12 protein-coding genes are annotated in these 14,766 nt (G+C 62.6%); 7 read left to right on the top strand and 5 right to left on the bottom strand.

Annotated features, from left to right (window positions below):
- The first annotated feature begins 32 nt into the window (after positions 1-32).
- The 3 genes from AC1MEK_RS21600 (at position 33) to AC1MEK_RS21610 (ending at position 4,033) form a co-directional block, all read left to right on the top strand.
- A complete protein-coding gene (locus AC1MEK_RS21600) occupies positions 33-962 on the top strand; it encodes a LysR substrate-binding domain-containing protein (RefSeq protein WP_480398314.1) in 930 nt (309 codons plus the stop codon).
- Positions 963-1,231: 269 nt separating this feature from the next.
- On the top strand, positions 1,232-2,281 hold the full coding sequence (locus AC1MEK_RS21605; RefSeq protein ID WP_480398315.1) for an ABC transporter substrate-binding protein: 1,050 nt from the start codon (positions 1,232-1,234) through the stop codon (positions 2,279-2,281).
- 12 nt (positions 2,282-2,293) lie between these two features.
- On the top strand, positions 2,294-4,033 hold the full coding sequence (locus AC1MEK_RS21610; RefSeq protein ID WP_480398316.1) for a GMC family oxidoreductase: 1,740 nt from the start codon (positions 2,294-2,296) through the stop codon (positions 4,031-4,033).
- Positions 4,034-4,111: 78 nt separating this feature from the next.
- Here AC1MEK_RS21610 and AC1MEK_RS21615 read toward each other — a convergent pair whose 3' ends face one another.
- A complete protein-coding gene (locus AC1MEK_RS21615; RefSeq protein ID WP_480398317.1) occupies positions 4,112-5,539 on the bottom strand; it encodes an aldehyde dehydrogenase family protein in 1,428 nt (475 codons plus the stop codon).
- 162 nt (positions 5,540-5,701) lie between these two features.
- On the opposite strand from AC1MEK_RS21615, the gene AC1MEK_RS21620 reads away from it, so the two are divergent.
- The 4 genes from AC1MEK_RS21620 to AC1MEK_RS21635 all read left to right on the top strand — a co-directional run bounded on the left by AC1MEK_RS21620 (position 5,702) and on the right by AC1MEK_RS21635 (position 9,754).
- Positions 5,702-6,649, top strand: a complete 948-nt coding sequence (locus AC1MEK_RS21620; RefSeq protein WP_480398318.1) for a LysR family transcriptional regulator — start codon at positions 5,702-5,704, stop codon at positions 6,647-6,649.
- 142 nt (positions 6,650-6,791) lie between these two features.
- Positions 6,792-7,499, top strand: coding sequence for an HAD-IA family hydrolase (locus AC1MEK_RS21625; protein ID WP_480398319.1), 708 nt, complete (start codon positions 6,792-6,794; stop codon positions 7,497-7,499).
- Positions 7,500-7,745: 246 nt separating this feature from the next.
- Positions 7,746-9,029 carry an NAD(P)/FAD-dependent oxidoreductase gene (locus AC1MEK_RS21630; RefSeq protein WP_480398320.1) on the top strand — a complete coding sequence of 428 codons (1,284 nt, stop codon included), beginning with the start codon at positions 7,746-7,748 and terminating at the stop codon, positions 9,027-9,029.
- 14 nt (positions 9,030-9,043) lie between these two features.
- On the top strand, positions 9,044-9,754 hold the full coding sequence (locus AC1MEK_RS21635; protein ID WP_480398321.1) for a cupin domain-containing protein: 711 nt from the start codon (positions 9,044-9,046) through the stop codon (positions 9,752-9,754).
- A gap of 813 nt (positions 9,755-10,567) precedes the next feature.
- Here the strand turns inward: AC1MEK_RS21635 and AC1MEK_RS21640 are convergent.
- From AC1MEK_RS21640 to AC1MEK_RS21655, 4 genes are all read right to left on the bottom strand, one after another.
- Positions 10,568-11,059, bottom strand: coding sequence for an Lrp/AsnC family transcriptional regulator (locus AC1MEK_RS21640; protein ID WP_480398322.1), 492 nt, complete (start codon positions 11,057-11,059; stop codon positions 10,568-10,570).
- A 35-nt stretch (positions 11,060-11,094) separates the two neighbouring features.
- Complete coding sequence (locus tag AC1MEK_RS21645) at positions 11,095-11,781, bottom strand: HAD family hydrolase (RefSeq protein ID WP_480398323.1); 687 nt, start codon at positions 11,779-11,781, stop codon at positions 11,095-11,097.
- A 242-nt stretch (positions 11,782-12,023) separates the two neighbouring features.
- Positions 12,024-13,313, bottom strand: a complete 1,290-nt coding sequence (gene gabT, locus AC1MEK_RS21650) for a 4-aminobutyrate--2-oxoglutarate transaminase (RefSeq protein ID WP_480398324.1) — start codon at positions 13,311-13,313, stop codon at positions 12,024-12,026.
- Between the two features lie 309 nt (positions 13,314-13,622).
- The gene (locus AC1MEK_RS21655) at positions 13,623-14,711 is read right to left on the bottom strand and encodes an ABC transporter ATP-binding protein (protein ID WP_480398325.1); all 1,089 of its coding nucleotides are present in this window, start codon (positions 14,709-14,711) and stop codon (positions 13,623-13,625) included.
- Positions 14,712-14,766 lie beyond the last annotated feature (55 nt).

Here is a 14,766-nt window from a genome sequence, read left to right on the forward strand (position 1 = left end):
GAAAGTCATTCTTAGATTTGAGTAAAGAATCCGTGAGCACGATCGATGATCTGAGTTTCTTTCAGCAGGTGGCGACCCGCGGCAGCCTGACCGAAGTGGCGCGCCATCTCGGGCTGTCGCTGCCTGCCGTGAGCAAGCGCTTGAGCCAGCTGGAGGCGCGGCTGGGCGTGCAGTTGCTGCAACGCACCACCCGGCGGCTGTCGCTGACGCCCGAGGGCTCGCAGTACCTGGAAGGCGGTCGACCGATCCTGCGTCAGCTCGAAGAACTGGAAAGCGCATTGAGCAGCCGCCAGCCGACTTTGCACGGTCGCCTGCGGATCAACGGCACGCTGGGTTTCGGCAGGCGGCACTTGGCGCCGGTAGTTTCGGAGTTCGCTCGCCTGCATCCGGAACTGGAGATCTCGCTGGAACTGACCAGCCTGCCGCTGAGCCTGCTGGACGATCAGTTCGACATCGGCCTGTGCATGGGCGAGCCGCCGGATTCGCGGCTGATCGGTGTGCGTCTGCTGGACAATCCACGGATTCTCTGTGCCTCGCCTCGATACCTTGAAGCTATGCCTGAGCCTGAAAGCGTGGCCGATCTGGCACGGCATAACTGCATCGTGCTGCGCCAGTTCGGCAGTGATTACGCCATCTGGCGCTTCCGCAAGGATGGCCAGGAGTTCTCGCACAAGGTCAGCGGCACGCTGTCGAGCAACGATGGCGAGGTGGCGGTGAGCCTGGCGCTGGAAGGCCATGGGCTGATCCTGCGCTCACGCTGGGACGTGCAGGAACATCTGGAATCCGGGCGCTTGCGCGCAGTGTTGGCTGATTATCAGGCGCCGCCGGGCGACATCTTCGCGGTGTATCAGCACCGGCGACACATCCCGCAACGTATTTCCGTGTTCGTGCAATTCCTGGCCGAGGCGCTGGGTAAACGGCTGCCGTTTGCCGCGATCCGAAGAACACCACGCCCCCTGTAGGAGTGAGCTTGCTCACGAATGCGGTGTGTCAGTTCAAGTTGCGTTTCTGACACACCGCGTTCGTGAGCAAGCTCACTCCCACAGGGATAATTTGAGGTTATGAGGTATCTGACTAATCGTGCATTGCCGTCATTCGTCATGCTCTTGTAACGTCCGGCTGTCCCGCTCGGATAAATAACAAAAGCAAACCTGAGCAGAGCACGCCGGTGCTGGGTGTCCGTCGAGGGTTTTAACACTGCCGAATTAATCTACGTCCAGGATGATTTGCCATGAAAACCTTGTCTGTCACTGCAGCTTTCGGTTCCGTCATTTCCCTGTTGAGCCTTTCGGTGGCGTGCGCCACGTCCGCCATGGCCGATCAGATTACCTTCGTCTCCCAAGGCGGCGCCTATCAGGAAGCCCAGACCAAAGCCATTCTCGACCCCGCGGCAAAAAGCCTGGGCCTGACCATCAAGCAGGACAGCGCGCCTGACGCCTGGCCGATGGTCAAGGCCATGGGCGATGCGAAAAAGCCGGTGTGGGACGTGATCGACACGCCGCCCTCGAACTGCGTGCGCGGCGGCAATGAAGGGCTGATCGAGCCGCTGGACCTGAGCAAGATGCCGAACGTTCAGGCCATGCCTGCCCAGTACCGCACCCCGTATTCGGTGGCCTACGAGTTTTACTCGTCGGTGATCGGCTACAACAAGAAAACCCTGAAAAAGATTCCGCAGACCTGGGCCGAGTTCTGGGACGTGAAAAACTTCCCCGGTACCCGCGCCTTGCGCAACGACCCCATGAGCACGCTGGAAGCCGCCTTGCTCTCCGATGGCGTGCCACGGGACAAGCTCTACCCCCTGGATGTGGACCGCGCCTACAAGCGTCTGGAGCAGATCAAGCCGAACATCGCCGTGTGGTGGACGTCCGGTGGCCAGTCGGCGCAACTGTTGGCCGACGGTGAAGTGGACATGCTGATGATCTGGAACGGCCGCGCCAGTGCCGTGCAGAAGAGCAACCCGGATGTGGCCTTCACCTACAACGATGGCCTGCTGCAGAACACCCAGCTGTGCATCCTCAAGGACGCGCCCAACTATGCGTCTGCGGTGAAGTTCATCAACGAGGCCATGTCGCCGCAATTGCAGGCCAACCTGCCGCTGTACATCGATTACGGCCCGGGCAACCCGGCGGCGTTCGGTACCGGCAAGATCACCGAACAACGCGCCAAAGAATTGCCAAGCTCACCGGACAACGCTGCCAAGCAGGCACTGATGTCTGAAGAGTGGTGGGCGTCGGCGGCCGGGATCGCGGCCAAGGATCGCTGGCTCAAGTTCGTTCAGTAAGCGGGGCGGGTGATGATCGATTACCTGATTCTCGGCGGCGGTTCGGCGGGCTGCGTGCTCGCCGCCCGGCTCTCGGAAGACCCTGACAAGAATGTGTGCCTGGTCGAGGCCGGGCGCGACATTTCCCAAAGCACAATGCCGCCTGCGATCCGCAGCCGCTACCCGGGGCGTGCCTATCTGGACGTCAGCAACATCTGGCAGCAGTTGCGCGCCTGGATGGGCGCCAAGGCGCCCACTGACCGGCGTTACGAACAGGCGCGCATCCTCGGTGGCGGTTCGGCGATCAACGCGCTGATGACCAACCGCGGTGCGCCGGCCGACTATGACGAATGGCAGCGGCTGGGGGCCGAGGGCTGGTCCTGGGAAAGCTGCCTGCCGTACTTTCGCAAGCTGGAGAACGACACGGATTTCAGCAGCAGCGAGCATGCCGCGTTCCACGGATCAACTGGCCCGGTGCGGATTCGGCGCACGCCTGCCGAGCGCTTGTCGCCCTTCGTCAAAGCCGTGATGAACACCCTCGGCCGTGCCGGGCTGGCGCACAAGCCCGACCAGAATGGTCGCTGGGAAGATGGTGTGTACGTCGGCGCGATTGGCGTCAGCGAACAGGGCGAGCGCATTCCCACCTCGGTGTGCTACCTCACCGACGAGGTGCGCCGTCGGCCCAACCTGACCATCCGCACCCACTGCGTGGTGGACCGGGTGCTGATCAAGGCAGGCAAGGCCAGCGGCGCGCGGATTCTGCTGGCCGGTGGTGCAGCCGAATCGGTCCTGGCGCGGGAAGTGATCGTCTGCGCCGGGGCGATTCACAGCCCGGCGGTGCTGATGCGCAGCGGCATCGGCCCGGCTGACGAGTTGGTGTCGCTGGGCATCGCGCTTGAGTGTCATCGCCCCGGCGTCGGCGGCAACCTGATGGAGCATCCGTCGATTGCCGTCTCGGCTGTATTGACGCCCCAGGGCCGTACGCCGTTTCCCGAAGAACATCACGAACAGGCCATCGTGCGTTTTTCATCGGGATTGCCGAGCACGGTGCCCGGCGACATGCACGGCGCGATCCTGTCGCGCTCGGGCTGGCATTCCATCGGCTACCGGCTGGGCACGATGTTCTTCTGGGTCAACAAATCCTATTCCCGTGGCCGAGTGCGGCTGGCGTCGAACGATCCGCTGGATGAGCCGCAGGTGCGCTTCGACATGCTCAGCGATGGGCGGGATCTTGAGCGGCTCAAGCAGGCGTTGCGCTTCGGCGCGCAGACTTTGTCTGCCGAGGAGCTGGCGGGGGAGCGTAGCGTGGTGTTTCCGTCGAGCTATTCGCCCAGGGTGGCCAAGGTGGCCATGCCCGGGTGGTTCAACGGCGTGCAGCGCGGAGTCTTGAGCCTGCTGCTGGATATCGCCGGGCCCCTGCGCAAGGCGCTGGTGCACGGGTTGATTACTCAGGGCGTGACGCTGGAAAAACTGCTGGCTGACGACGCCGCGCTGACCGACTTCGTGCAGCGCAATGTCGGTGGCACCTGGCATCCGTCCGGCACCTGCCGCATGGGTCGGGCCGACGATCCTCATGCTGTGACCACCGGCGATGGGCGGGTCATCGGCGTGGAAGGCTTGCGGGTCTGCGACGCCTCGCTCATGCCATCGATCCCCTGCGCCAACACCAACGTGCCGACCATCATGATTGCCGAGCGGATTGCGGATGTGATCAAGGCGCAGGGTGCGGGTGTGCAGGCCACCGCGCAGGCCGGAATGATCGAGGTCCCGTAGCAGCACGGCTTGCCGGCGGGGCGTTCTCGAGATCGTCCCGCGGGCAAACCCGGCTGCTACGGGCGCGGTGGTGTGAGGTCAATCACCCCAACCAACAATCCCCTTGGTTTCCAGAAACGCCTCCAGCCCCCATTCGGCATACTCGCGGCCGTTGCCCGATTGCTTGTAACCACCGAAGGGCGCTGCCGCATCCCAGTCCGGGTAGTTGAGGTAGACGCTGCCCGCGCGCATTTGCAGGGCGACTTCCCGTGCACGGTCCAGGTTCGATGACTGCACGTAGGCGGCCAGGCCGAACACGCTGTCGTTGGCCATTTCCACGGCCTGGGCCTGACTTTCATACCGCTGGATCACCAGCACCGGGCCGAAGATTTCCTCACGGGCGATGGTCATGTCCTGGGTGACATTGGCGAAGATGGTCGGCTGCACGTAATAACCTTCGGGCAAATGCTCCGGACGGCCCGGGCCACCGCAGACCAGCTGCGCGCCTTCTTCGATACCGATGGCGATCATGCGCTGGATCGAGTCGAACTGGCGCTGGCTGATCACTGGGCCCAGGGTGGTCTGCTCATCCTGCGGTGCGCCGAGTGTGTGGGCGAGGGCAGTACGCCGGGCGATTTCCACCGCCTGGTCGTGCAGGTGCGCGGGGACCAACATGCGCGTCGGCGCGTTACACGACTGGCCGCTGTTGCCGAAGCAGCTGTTGACCCCGGCGCTGACTGCAGTTTCCAGATTCACATCGTCGAGCAGAATGTTCGCCGATTTGCCGCCCAGTTCCTGATGCACGCGCTTGACCGTCGGCGCGGCCAGGCGGGCGATTTCGGTGCCTGCGCGGGTCGAGCCGGTGAACGACACCATGTCCACCTGCGGATGGGCCGACAATGCTGCGCCCACGGTCGGGCCATCGCCATTGATCAGGTTGAACACGCCGGCAGGTACGCCGGCCTCGTGCATCACCTCGGCGAACAGCAGGGCGTTGATCGGCGCGATTTCACTGGGCTTGAGCACCATGCTGCAGCCGGCGGCCAGCGCGGGCGCGACCTTGCAGACGATCTGGTTGATCGGCCAGTTCCATGGGGTGATCAGCGCCACCACGCCCACCGCTTCCTGAGTGATGCGCGTGCTGCCGCGAGACTTCTGGAATTCGAACGTGTCCAGGGTGCGCAGCAGTTGCTCCAGATGGTGCTTGCCGATGCCTGCCTGCCAGTCGTGGGACAAGGCTTTCGGTGCACCGACTTCGCGGCTGATGGCCTGGGCGATATCGTCATAGCGCGCCATGAAGGCCTGAAGAATGCGCGCAAGCAACTGCTTGCGCTGGGCGGGCGATGTACTGGCGAACGCCGGAAAAGCACGGCGGGCAGCGCTGACCGCTGCTTCGACGTCGGCAGCGTTGCCCATGGCGATTTCGGCGAAAGGCTGCTCGGTGGCCGGGTCGATCACTGCCAGCCGCTCGCGGCCATGGGGCTCGACCCAGCGGCCGTCGATGTAGAACTTCAATGCGTTTTCCATGGCAAGGACCGTCTCGTGGAGGTAGAAGGGAAGGGCGTGTTCGGGGCGGGAATGACAGGCTGAAAAGGCACAGGCATTCGTGCGCGAAGTGTGCGCAAGAATAGACAGCTGATTTTGCAGCGGACAATTTACTAATAGTTGCAACAGGCATAATCTCACGTCATGTCAAATCTACGTCGAAAAGTCCCCAGCGCCAGTTCTCTGTTCGTCTTCGAAGCCGCCGCCCGTTGTGGCAGCTTCACCCGGGCGGCCGATGAGCTGTGCGTCAGTCAGCCGGCTGTCAGCCGCATGTTGTCGCGGCTGGAAGAGCACCTGGGTGTGCAACTGTTCGAACGGGTGCGCGGCGGGGCACGGCTGACCGAAAGCGGCAGCATTTTGTATCGCCGGGTGCAGGAAGGTTTCGGCGTCATCGAATCGGCGATCAGCGAAATCGAAGCCCGCGCCACCGGGGTGGAAACGGTCACGCTGTCGGTGTCCACGGCCTTCACCACGCACTGGCTGATGCCGCGCATGAGCCGCTTCAATCAGCGTTTTCCCACCGTCGACATGCGTTATCAGTTGATGTCCGGGCGGATCGGCGGGCCGCTGGTGGATGTCGATCTGGGCATGCGTTATCTGGAAGCAGGCAGCCTGAAAGCCACGGATACACTGGTGTTGCCCGAGATTCTGCTGCCGGTGTGCAACCCGCAGTACCAGGCCGACGTGCTTCTGGACAAGCGCAAGAAACAGGTGCCGACCCTGATCAGCATGGACAACCAGGAACGCGGCTGGGGCGCTGCATTCGAGCGCGCAGGGCGGGTCGACACCTCGCTGGTGTTCTCCGATTACGCCGTGGTGGTGCAGGCAGCATTGCTGGGGCAAGGCATCGCCATGGGCTGGCTCAACGTGGTGTCCAATTCCCTGTGCAAGGGCGAGTTGGTGCCGGCCACGGACGAGATTCGCGTGGCTTCGCGGCGCTGCTGTCTGGTGGTGCCGGGCAATCGCCCGGTGCGTCCGATCGTGGAAAGCGTGCGCGACTGGATTATCGAGGAAATGCGCGAAGACCTGCTGAAAATCGACGCGCTTTACCCTCATCTGGGACTGGCCGCGACCCTGGAATCGACCCGTTGAGCACAGGTGCCGCACGCAGAGTAGAAAAACAGTAGGTTATGCCTCACAGGGTGCGCAAAACAGAATATTTCGTGAGAGGCGGGGCAGATAATGGACCCGTCCAGTTGAGTTTTCCCCCACGACTTTTCTTGCGGAGCGCCCTATGTCTTTCAAGCAGTTCAAAGCCCTGACGTTCGATGTTGTCGGCACCCTGATCGATTTCGAAGCCGGCATCCTGGCCCATGTCCGTGAAGTATCGGGCGAGGCGGGCAAGGCCCACAGCGATGACGATATCCTCAAGGCTTACCGCGAAGCCCGCGCTTCCACCGATTCGGGCTGGTGGCCGGACGACCTGGAGCGCTGCTACCACGTCATGGCAGCCAAGCTGGGCCTGCCGGACAACGACGACTACGCCCGTGGCCTGGCGCAGTCGGTGAAAAACTTCCCGGCCTTCCCGGATTCGATCGAAGCCCTCAAGCGCCTGCGCAAGCACTTCAAGCTGGTGGCGACCACCAACTCGCAGATCTGGGCCCTGAATCACATGGCCGAAACCCTCGATCAGCCGTTCGACGTGCGCGTGACCGTTGACGACGTGCGTTTCGAGAAGCCTGATCCACAGTTCTTCGCCTACACCCGCGGAGTGCTGGCGTCGACCCAGGGCATTGTGTTCGAAGAGATCCTGCACGTCGCGCAGAGCCAGTACCACGACATCGGCGTGGCCATGCGCCTGGGCTACCAGACCTGCTGGATCGAACGTCGCTTCGCCCAGAAAGGCACCGGCGGCACCCTGGAGTCCGAGCGCACCGAACCGCACTACCACTTCACCTCGCTGGCGCAACTGGCTGACGCGGTCGAGAAAGAGCTGGGTTGATTGTTATAGCGGTCCGGCTTGCGGGCGACGACGTCCTCAAGATCGCTCCCGCCGGCAAGCCGCGCTGCTACGTGTTGGGGGGCAATATGCAATGCATGAACCTTCGCAAGTCCCCGTAGCAGCACGGCTTGCCGGCGGGAGCGGTGTGTCAGACGACATTTTTGTCACAGACAGATCGCTCCGCCGGCAAGCCGTGCTGCTACGAGAGAGCAGAGTGCTCCATTTTTCATTAGCCGAGAGACTGGCATGACTGTTCAGAGTTTGTGGGCGGCCACCGCCCAACCTGCACCTGCGCTGCAATCGCTTGAAGGCGAGCGGCAGTGCGACGTGGTGATCATCGGCGCCGGTTACACCGGCCTCTCGGCTGCCCATCACATCGCCCGCAGCGGGCGCGAACCCTTGATCGTCGAGGCCAACAACCTGGCCTTCGGCGCCAGCGGGCGTAACGGCGGCGTAGTTTCGCCGAAGTTTCGCGTAGGGTTCGCCGCGCTGATGGCGCGCTTCGACCGCGACACTGCACTGCACATGTACCGCACCGGCTACGCCGCCGTGGACAGCCTGGCGGAAATGGTCGACACCCTCGGCCTGACCCACGCGCAGCTCAAGCTCGGCGGGCACATCGCCGCTGCGCACAACGTGCATGCGCTGGCGGGGCTGGAATCCACCGCCAACTGGATCCGGCGCGAAACCGGCGGCACCTCGTCGGTGATGATCTCCGCCGAGCAAGTGCGTGAAGCCACCGGCTCGAACATCTTCGCTGGCGGCCTGTTGACGCCCAAGGCCGGCGGTATTCACCCGCTCAACTACGCCCGCGGCATCGCCCAGCATCTGGTCGACGACGGCGTGAAACTCTTCATCAACAGCCCTGCGCAACAGGTGCGCCGCGAGGGCGAGCGCGTCGTGGTGCAAACGCCGCAAGGGCGGGTCAGCGCAAAACAGGTGATCTACGCCACCAACGGCTACTCGGACCAGACCCGCGCCACCGACACGCTGCACCGCCGCCTGATACCCTTTCGCAGCGCGATCATCGCCACGCAGCCTCTGCCGCAGAATGTGCTGGCGACGCTGATGCCGGGCGGCCAGGTCTGCGGCGACACCAAGCGCATGCTGCGCTGGTTCCGCGTGGTGGGCGACCGGCTGATCTTTGGCGGGCGCGGCGCGTTCGGCAAAAACGATTCACAAAGCGCGTTCGACGACCTGCAGCGCAGCATGGGCGTGGTGTTCCCGATCCTGCGGGACTACAAGATCGACTATCGCTGGTCGGGCCTGGTGGCCATGACCCTGGACTACCTGCCCCACGCCGGACAGCTCGACGACCGCAGCTTCTACGCCATCGGCTACAACGGCGGCGGGGTGGCGATGTCGACCTGGATGGGCAAGCAACTGGCTTTGATGACGGCAGGCGAAAAGGTCCATCTGGGCCCGATGACCGGCGAAGGCTTCAACCCCATTCCCCTGCACGCCTTCCGCGCACCGGGCGTTCGCCTGGCGGCGGGCTGGCAGCAGTTTCTCGATGCCATTGGCCGATGAGCGAGTTCGAACACATGCCACCGATTCTGCATTACAGCCAACCCCACACCGACCGCCAGCTGCCGTGCGCGGCCTATGCGTTGCAGCACGATCCGCTGGCGGCGGGCCGGGCGATTCACTTTCATGATCCGGCGCAGGGTTATGCGGTGGGCAGCAGCACCAGTGTGGATGCCAATCTGCTGATCGAGTCGTTTCCCTGGGTCGAGCTGGGTATCGTCGAAGCGGGCGAACTGCGCTTGCAGGGTGAGGGTTTTGATCTGACGCTGGCGGCCGGTGATTGCTTCGTGGTGCCGCGCGGGGTGTCGGTGCGCTGGCATCATCGTGGGTCGTTGCGGCGGTTGTTCGTGGCGTTTCCGGGGCTTGAGGCCTGCGCTGAAATGCCCAGGCAGCCGATCCGCCTCGATCTGGAGCAGGCGCTGCCGGTGAGCAATCCTCCGGCGGCCAGTGTGTTGCTGACGCCAGCGCCTCAGGCCTGGAGCCGGACGCTGTTCAGTGTGGCAAATCTGCGGATCGGTTTGTGGCAGTGCGAGGCCTATGCGCGGCGGCAGGTGGAGCCTGATTACAGTGAGCTGATGTTCATTCTGGAAGGGGCGGTGGAGCTGACGGCGCAGGCCGGGGATTGTTACCCGGTTTGCAAGGGTGAGACGGTGTTTGTGCCGGTTGGGGCGACCAATGCTTGGGTCAGTTCCGGGGTGGTTAGGAAGGTGTTTTGCATTCTTTCCTGAGGTGTTTTTGGTAGGTCTTCAAGATCAAGATCAAGATCAAGATCAAGATCAAGATCAAGAGCGTTCTTCCTAACGTCAGATCTGTTTCGACTTCGTCGAGTTACTTGGAAAAGACCCCCAAGTAACCAAGGGGTCCTGCTCCTGGTTTGGGTCCTCCTTCGTCGGACTTCCTTCATTCCGGTCTCGCTCCGTGGGCCCGGCGTGAAAGGGCCATCCATGGCCCACACGCCTCTCGCCGCATCCATGCGGCTCGACCCACTCCGCGAGACCTCCATTCAGCCTGCACCCAAGTCGCGATTTGTGGTGTCTGATCCATCGCGCACCAAGATCAAAAGCCAGATCAAAAGCGAGCGAGTGAAAAACGCCCCGTAGCAGCCGAGCTTGCTCGCGGGTGGCCCTCAAGATCGATCCCGCCGGCAAGCCGTGCTGCTACGGGACGGTTTGGCGTTTCCGAAAGCAAATCTTCCAGACACCACAAATCGCGACTTGGGTGCAGGCTGAATGGAGGTCTCGTGGAGTGGGCCAAGCGGCAGGATGCCGCGCGAGGCGCGGGGCCATGGATGGCCCATTCGCGCCGGGCCCACGGAGCGGGACCGGAGTGAAGGAACCCGACGCAGGAGGGCCAAACCAGGAGCAGGACACCTTGGTTACTTGAGTGTCTTTTCCAAGTAACTCGACGAAGTCGAAACAGATCTGACGTTAGGAAGAGCGCTCTTGATCTTGATCTTGATCTTGATTCGACGAAGTCGAAACAGGTCTGGCGTTAGCCAGAACAAAGAAGCGTCACCACCGAAACCGGATCAGCACAAAATATCAAACCGCCCGAACCAAACTCCGCAACGGCACCGTACTCTTGATCACCGGCGACTTGATCACGATATAGCTGAAGTACTTCTCGATCCCGATGTTCTTGTCCAGAATCGACTCCATCAACTCCTGATAATGCGCAATGCTGCTGCACAGAAACCGCACCAGATAATCATACCCGCCGCTGATCAGATGACACTCCAGCACCTCGTCGATATTGCGAATGCTCGACTCGAACTTCACAAAATCCGCGCGCTTGTGGTCTGACAGCGTCATCTCGGTAAACACCGTCACCGAGTTGGCGAACTTGGCCAGGTTGACGTGCGCCTCGTACCCGCTGATATACCCCGCCGCCTCCAGACGCTTGACCCGCTGCAGACACGGACTGGGCGACAGACCCACGGCCTCGGCCAGGCTGACGTTGGTCATGCGGCCGTCTTTTTGCAGTTGGACCAGGATGTTGATATCGATACGGTCGAGCTTGGTTGCAGCGTCCATGGATCAATCCTCGCAAAGTCAAAACAGGTCCGGTGTCAGGCCAGCAATGCCTTCTGATGGGCATGTGCAAGGTCGGCCAGGCTGGCGTACTCACAGCGCTTGCCGTCCATTGCCTGAGGCGAATGGTTCCACGGCGTGTCATGGCCGCGGCGCAGTGTGCAGACCGGGAAGTCGACCCGGTCGATCCAGGGGTCGTCGCTCTCGGTACTGCGCACCGGTAACAGCTCTGAACGCTCAAGCCCAAGACGCTGCAACTCGGCTTCAAGGCCTGCGTGCCAGTCGTCGTTGCCGGGTTCGATCACTGCATCGAACTCGACCGGCAGACGCAGGCTCAGGGCCTTGACATCGATGCCGTGGGGTGGGGCGATCAGTATCAAACGGTAGAACTTGCCCAGGTACTGGAGGGCACCTGGCGCGTCTTCGAATATGGGCCACAGGGAGGAAGAGCTACTGAATGCCACACTTTCATCCCAGCCCGGAATGATTTGCAATTGTTGCGCCAAACGCTGGTAAAGCTGACCGTGAAACGCCGTCGCACTGACCTGCGCGGCGGTGCTTGCCAGCTCCTGGGCGACGTCTCGATAAGCGCTGAGCAACTGCGCATCGCTGGTCAGCTTCGAGCCCTGCACCGCCAGGGGTCGCAGGCCTTCGAGAATGCCCCGTTCGCGGTCAACCAGCGTACCGAAGGACAGGCCCAGCGCTTTGTATTGGGTGACTCTCATGACTTGCTCCTGAGTGAGGCCCAGACTGTGTAAAAACTACTGCGCTCGATGATGCTGCGTTAAAAACAGGCGAAAAATGCTCATGGAGAAACCCTACACTCCGCTTTTCCGCCTGTTTTTGCCTTGCCTCATCTTCGCTCGTGACGTTTTTACACACTCTGGCCGTGCCGCATCCCATCGTGATTCAGGCCAGGCCCCGGCGTGGTGTTGCCACGTCGGGGCCGGTGTTACCGCAGTGACAATCAGCAGGCCGCGGCCAGTGCCTGGTCGAGCATCTGCAACGCTTCGCTCAGTTGCTCCTGAGTGGTCACCAGCGGCGCGAGGAAACGCACCACGTTGCGGTGCACGCCGCACTTGATGACCAGCAACCCCGCGTTGCGCGCTTCATCGATGACCTTCTGCGCCAACGCCGCGTCCGGGGTTTGCCGGGCGTCGTCGGCGACCATTTCGATGGCCTGCATGAAGCCCAGGCCGCGCACATCGCCGATGCGCGGATAACGTTTTTGCAGCGCGCGCAAACCTTCGTTCAGTTGCGCGGCCAGTGTCTCGCCTTGTTGCAGCAGATCCTGCTCTTCGAACAGGTCCAGTACCGCCAGCGCCGCAGCACAAGCCACTGCGTTACCGCCATAGGTGCCGCCCAGGCCGCCGGGGGTCGGGGCGTCCATGATTTCGGCGCGGCCGACCACGCCGGACAGCGGCATGCCGCCGGCCAGGCTCTTGGCCACGGTGACCAGATCCGGCTGGATGCCCGAATGCTGGAAGCCGAACATGGTGCCGGTGCGGCCGAAACCGGCCTGGATTTCGTCGAGGATCAGCACGATGCCGTGTTCGGTGCAGCGTGCGCGCAACGCCTGCAGGAACGCCTTGGGTGCGGCGAGGAAGCCGCCGTCGCCCTGCACCGGTTCGATGATGATGGCGGCAACGCGATCGGGCGCGACGTCGGTGGCGAACAGTTCATCGAGCTCTGCCAGTGCGTCATCGCTGCTGATGCCGCGATAGGCGTTGGGGTAGGTCGCGTGGTAGACCTCGGCGGGGAAGGGACCGAAGTTCTGTTTGTACGGCTGGCTCATGCCGGTCAGGGTCACGCCCAGCAGCGTGCGCCCGTGGAAGCCGCCGCGAAAGGAAATCACCGCCGGGCGGTTGGTGTAGCCACGGGCGATCTTGATCGCGTTTTCCACCGCTTCCGCGCCTGAGGTGAACAGCACGCTCTTGTAGTGCTCGTCACCGCCGACCAGCTTGTTCAGGCGTGCGGCGACTTCGATGTAGTTCTCGTAGGCGACCACCTGGAAGCTGGCATGGGAAATCTCCCCGGCCTGACGGCGCACCGCTTCGACGATCTTAGGATGACTGTGGCCAGTGTTCAGCACGCCGATGCCGCCGACGAAGTCCAGGTAACGCTTGCCATCCACGTCCCACAGTTCGGCACCCTGGGCACGGGCGGCCACCACCGGGTGCGCGGTGGCGATACCACGGGGCACATGTTGTTCGCGCAGGGCCAGCAGGCGTTGGGTTTCGGTCAGTGCAGAATTCATCTTGCTCTCCATGGATGCCAGGGTGGCGGGTGATGGAATCAGGATAAGGATTGCCCGGAACCACAAGCGCTGAAGTTCGGGCGGGGAATGCGGGGATCGGCTGTTTTGCAGGGTGGTTACGAAATATTTCGCTGCGGGGCGGTGTGCGGGGCCAGGCGGTACATAAACCTGTGGGAGTGAGCTTGCTCACGAAAGATGTTCAAACACTGAAGGTGTGCTGAACATACTGGCCTCTTCGTGAGCAAGCTCACTCCCACAGGCCTTTCATCAAGTTTCGGATATCAATAAATCTGCGACTGCGCAGTAACATCAGGCCCCGGCGCGAGGCACGACGATGGTGTCTTCCGGGTGCAGGCGCATCATCATCGGCGAGCCGATCGGTGGCAGGCTGAGGTTGCCTTCGTGGTGGCTGGCCTGACGCAGGCTGACGGTCGGGCCACCTTCAAGGTCGACGAACACTTTCAGGCTCTCGCCCTGGAACACGATGTCCGAAACCTTGCCGCGCAGGCGGTTCCACTCAGGCCCCGCACTGGCGTTGTCGAGCAACAGCTTTTCCGATTGCAGGGCCAGGAACACATCCCCCGACGCTGGCACCGGGCGGGTGGTGCGCAGCGAGGTGGTGCCCAGGGTCAGGCCGTTGTCGGCGCCACGTTGCAGCGGCACCAGGGTGCTCTCGCCGATGAAGCTGGCGACGAAATCGTTGGCCGGGTGATCGTGCAGACGACGCGGGGTGTCGACCTGCACCAGTTGCCCGCCGCGCATGATCGCAATGCGGTCGCTCATGGTCAGGGCTTCGCGCTGGTCGTGGGTGACGTAGATCATGGTCGCGCCCAGGCGCTTGTGCAGCGCGCGCAGTTCGATCTGCATGATTTCGCGCAGTTGCTTGTCCAGCGCCGAGAGCGGCTCGTCCATCAGGATCAGCTTGGGTTCGAAGACGATCGCCCGGGCCAGGGCCACGCGTTGCCGCTGCCCGCCGGAGAGCGCGGCGATGTTTCGGTCTTCGTAGCCGCTGAGCTCCACGGTTGCCAGCGCGTTCTTCACCCGGTCGCGACTCTTGCTGGCGCTTTCACCCCGCGCACGGAGAGGGAAGGCCACGTTCTCGCCTACCGTCATGTGTGGAAACAGCGCGTAGTTCTGGAACACCACGCCGATTTCGCGCTTGTGCGGCGGCATCAGGGTGACGTCGCGCTCACCGAAGAAAATGCTCCCGGAGCTGACCCGGATAAAGCCCCCCAGAATGCTCAGCAGGGTGGTCTTGCCCGAACCGGACGGGCCGAGCAGCGACATGAATTCCCCGGCCTCGACCTTCAGATCAACGTTGTTCAACGCCTTGAGGTTGCCGTAGTGCTTGCACACCTTGTTGACGCTGACTGATTCAAAACCTTCAGTGAAATTCATGGAGCGGTCCTCATGAGCAGAACGGGGCCCGGGATGACTGCCGGTGCCGCGAAAT

It is taken from the genome of Pseudomonas sp. 2 (assembly GCF_056627435.1).